This window comes from Mesorhizobium sp. M2A.F.Ca.ET.039.01.1.1, assembly GCF_003998035.1.
Lineage (GTDB): Bacteria > Pseudomonadota > Alphaproteobacteria > Rhizobiales > Rhizobiaceae > Mesorhizobium.
This window is the reverse complement of sequence record NZ_RZRY01000548.1, coordinates 1-4,351: the sequence shown is the minus strand read 5'-3', so window position 1 is coordinate 4,351 and position 4,351 is coordinate 1. Positions and strand designations below refer to the sequence as shown.

Here is a 4,351-nt window from a genome sequence, read left to right as displayed (position 1 = left end):
ATCGCAGACCGGCGACCCCGGCAAGCTGATCACCGGCGCGCCGCCGAAGAATTTCGGCACCATCACCGTCGACAAGAACGGCAATGTCGTCAATGCCGAGACCGGCCCGCAAGCCAGCGCGCCGGTGCAGGCTCCCGCGGCCACGGCAAGCGCTCCTTCCGCCGAGACGCCGGCCAAGAAGAACAAGTCCGGCGACACGCAAGTCGCGGCCCTGCCGTCGACCAACGATCCCGACGAGCTCTACCGCAATTCCTACCAGTTCATCTTGTCGGGCGACTATCCAACCGCCGAGCAGGGCTTTCGCGACCATATCTCGCGCTTCCCCAAGGACGCCAAGGCGGCGGACGCGCATTACTGGCTGGGCGAGTCTCTGCTGGGTGAGCAGAAATACCGTGACGCGGCCGAAGTCTTCCTCGCCGCCAGCAAGGAGTACCCGAAGGCCAAGAAAGCCCCCGACATGCTGCTCAAGCTCGGGGTTTCGCTGGTCGGACTGAAGCAGAATGACGTCGCCTGCGCCACTTTCAACGAGATCGGCAAGCGCTATCCCGACGTCTCAGCCACGCTCAAGGAGCGCATCAAGCAGGAAAAGGCGCTGGCGGCGTGCTGACGCCCGATACCAAAGCCGACCTCTCAGACGACCTTTTCTCCGACCTGGACCTTTCGACCGGCGCCGTTGCAGCCGTGTCCGGCGGCAGCGACTCGACCGCCCTGCTCCTCCTTCTCAAAGATCATCTCGACCGGACCGCACCGGGCGCCAGGCTGCTCGCGGTGACGATCGATCATGGCTTGCGGCCGGATTCGGCCACCGAGGCACGGCAGGTTGCCGATTTCTGCGCCGAGCGCGGCGTCGCGCATCGCATTCTCGCCTGGCGCGGCGACAAGCCCCTGACCGGTCTGCCGGCCGCGGCACGCGCGGCGCGCTACAGGCTGCTGGCGCAAGCAGCCGACGCCGAAGGCATCAAGCTGATCCTGACCGGGCACACCGCCGACGACCAGGCCGAGACGGTGCTGATGCGGCAGGCACGCGACGATGACGGCCGCGGGCTTGCCGGCATGGCGCCCGCCACGCTGCATGACTGGCGCACCTGGATCGTCCGGCTGCTGCTCGGCACAAGGCGTGCGGCACTGCGCGACATGCTGCGGCATCGCGACATCGGCTGGATCGAGGACCCGACCAATATGGATGTCCGCTTCGAGCGGCCACGCATGCGCGCGTCGCTCGCGCAGGGCGAAGGCGAACGGCGCATTGCCGAGGCGCTGGCGCTGTCGGCCCAGGCGGCACGTGAGCGCCACGACATCGGCCGCCGCGCCGCCATGCTCATCGACGCGTTCGCCAGCAGACCGGTTCCGGGTCTCATCCGCCTCGATCGCGATTTCGCTTGGCATGAGGACGGCCAAGCGGCCGTATACGTGCTGCGCATCCTGCTGGCCACGGTTGGCGGCATGTCCTTTCTCGCCGACCAGGCGCGCTGTGCTGAGCTGCTTTCCCGCCTGCAGCTGGGATCGCTTTGCGCTACATTGTCGCGGACGGTGGTCGATGCGCGCCGTACAGGCATTTTCCTTCGCCGCGAAAGCCGCAACCTGCCCGTCCCCGCGCCGCCGGCGGATAATTGGCTTTGGGACAACCGCCGGCGCATCACTTTGAAAGACGGGTCGGGCGATTTGGTGATCGCGCCGCTGGGCCCTGCCGCCGCCAGTAAAGCGCCCTTCAGCGAGGATGTTCCACAGAGCCTTTCACGCGCGGCGCTTGCCGCGGAGCCAGCGCTATGGTCCGGCGGCAAACGCCTTGATTTCGCTGGCGGCGACGCCGGCCGGCAATCGGTGTCGATCGTTCCGGCGGTTGCCCCTTTCGCGCGCTTCCTGCCGTGCTTCGACATTGAACCCGCCACCGCCGTCGCGATGCTTGTCGGAGCGCCGCCGGTGCCGGCGCCGCCATTCCATGGCCATGATGGTGGGCGACGGTGGGCGAAAGCTTAACCGATACGTGCTGTTCTGCTTGGCAAGGGGAGGCGCTCTCCCTATGTTAGGCCCAAGCTTCTCCATCATCGCGGGCCCGCAGGCGGGCTCCAACGGGACAATAGATGAATCCGAACTATCGCAACCTCGCGCTCTGGGCGATCATAGCGGTCCTGCTCATCGCCCTGTTCAATCTGTTCCAGACGCCTCAGACGCGCGGTGCAACGACGGATATCCCCTATTCGCAGTTCCTGCAGGACGTCGCCTCCGGCCGGGTCAAGAGCGTGACCATCGCGGGTGCCCGCGTCTTCGGCAACTACACGGACAACGCCAACGGCTTCCAGACTTATTCGCCGGGCGACCCGTCGCTGGTTTCCAGGCTGCAGGACAAGAACGTCACCATCACCGCCAAGCCTGAGACCGACGGCTCCAACTCGCTGTTCGGCTACCTGATTTCGTGGCTGCCGATGATCCTGATCCTCGGCGTGTGGATATTCTTCATGCGCCAGATGCAGTCCGGCTCCGGAAGAGCGATGGGCTTCGGCAAGTCGAAGGCCAAGCTTCTGACGGAGGCGCATGGCCGCGTCACCTTCCAGGATGTCGCCGGCGTCGACGAAGCCAAGGAAGACCTCGAAGAGATCGTCGAGTTCCTGCGCGATCCGCAGAAGTTCCAGCGCCTCGGCGGCAAGATCCCGCGCGGCGTGCTGTTGGTCGGCCCGCCCGGCACCGGCAAGACGCTGCTCGCCCGCTCGGTCGCCGGCGAGGCCAATGTGCCGTTCTTCACCATCTCCGGCTCGGACTTCGTCGAGATGTTCGTCGGCGTCGGCGCGAGCCGCGTGCGCGACATGTTCGACCAGGCCAAGAAGAACGCGCCCTGCATCATCTTCATCGACGAAATCGACGCCGTCGGCCGCCATCGCGGCGCCGGCCTTGGCGGCGGCAATGACGAGCGCGAGCAGACGCTGAACCAGCTGCTGGTCGAGATGGACGGCTTCGAATCGAACGAGTCGATCATCCTGATCGCCGCCACCAACCGGCCCGACGTGCTGGACCCGGCGCTGCTGAGGCCCGGCCGCTTCGACCGCCAGGTCGTGGTGCCGAATCCCGACATCGTAGGCCGCGAGAAGATCCTCAAGGTGCATGTGCGCAACGTGCCGCTGGCGCCCAATGTCGACCTCAAGGTCATCGCGCGCGGCACGCCGGGCTTCTCCGGCGCCGACCTGATGAACCTCGTCAACGAATCCGCGCTGATGGCGGCGCGCCGCAACAAGCGGCTGGTCACCATGGCCGAGTTCGAGGACGCCAAGGACAAGATCATGATGGGCGCGGAGCGCCGTTCGTCGGCGATGACGCAGGCCGAGAAGGAGCTGACCGCCTATCACGAGGCCGGCCACGCCATCCTGGCGCTCAACGTGCCGACGGCGGACCCGCTGCACAAGGCGACCATCATCCCGCGCGGTCGCGCGCTCGGCATGGTCATGCAACTGCCGGAAGGCGACCGCTATTCGATGAGCTACAAATACATGATCTCCAGGCTGGCGATCATGATGGGTGGCCGCGTCGCCGAGGAGTTCAAGTTCGGCAAGGAGAACATCACGTCGGGCGCTTCCTCCGACATCGAGCAGGCGACCAAGCTGGCGCGCGCCATGGTCACGCGCTGGGGCTTCTCCGACAAGCTCGGCCATGTCGCCTATGGCGACAACCAGGAAGAGGTCTTCCTCGGACACTCGGTGGCCCGCACGCAAAACATCTCGGAAGAGACGGCGCAGATCATCGATGCCGAAGTGCGGCGGCTGATCGACGACGCCTACTCGACCGCCAAGGCCATCCTGACCAAGAAGAAGAAGGAATGGATCGCGCTCGCCGAAGGGCTGCTCGAATACGAGACGCTGTCGGGCGAAGAGATCAAGCAACTGATCGCGGGCAACAAGCCGGCCCGCGACCTCGGCGACGACACCCCGCCCAGCCGTGGCTCGGCCGTGCCGAAGGCCGGCACCGGCGGCCGCCGCAAGAAGGGCCCGGAGCCCGAAGGCGGCATGGAACCGCAGCCGTCAAGCTGAGGACAGCGAATGCTCACAACGAACGCCGCGGATCAAACCGCGGCGTTTTGCTTTTTTGGGCGCGCCGGGAGTTTGGCTGGCGTGCGCTGGTGATTGGCGAAAGCGGTGGGACAGCCAATCTCCCTCTTTGTGGGAGAAATACCCGGCAGGCAGAGGGGCGCTGTCCCGCGGGCGTATCAAAGCTTGGGTTCCTCGCCCCCGCCAAGGCGGGCAGGGCTGTCCGGGGAAAGTTAGACATAGTCGAGGCTCATCTGATCGGGAGAGCAGCGGGGGTACCTTCGACTTGGATTGACGGGCGGCGGTTTGTCGATGGCGGCGATGTGGCGCCGCTCGAA

General features: G+C 66.0%; 3 protein-coding genes. All 3 read left to right on the top strand.

What is annotated here, in order from left to right:
- Positions 1-607, top strand: a 607-nt coding sequence (gene ybgF / locus EOA24_RS28915) for a tol-pal system protein YbgF (protein ID WP_127410335.1), incomplete at its 5' end; no start/stop codon positions are given.
- Complete coding sequence (tilS, locus tag EOA24_RS28910) at positions 601-1,977, top strand: tRNA lysidine(34) synthetase TilS (RefSeq protein WP_126080756.1); 1,377 nt, start codon at positions 601-603, stop codon at positions 1,975-1,977. The genes ybgF and tilS, both read left to right, overlap by 7 nt.
- A gap of 104 nt (positions 1,978-2,081) precedes the next feature.
- Positions 2,082-4,016, top strand: coding sequence for an ATP-dependent zinc metalloprotease FtsH (ftsH, locus tag EOA24_RS28905; protein WP_095816683.1), 1,935 nt, complete (start codon positions 2,082-2,084; stop codon positions 4,014-4,016).
- Positions 4,017-4,351: the final 335 nt, after the last annotated feature.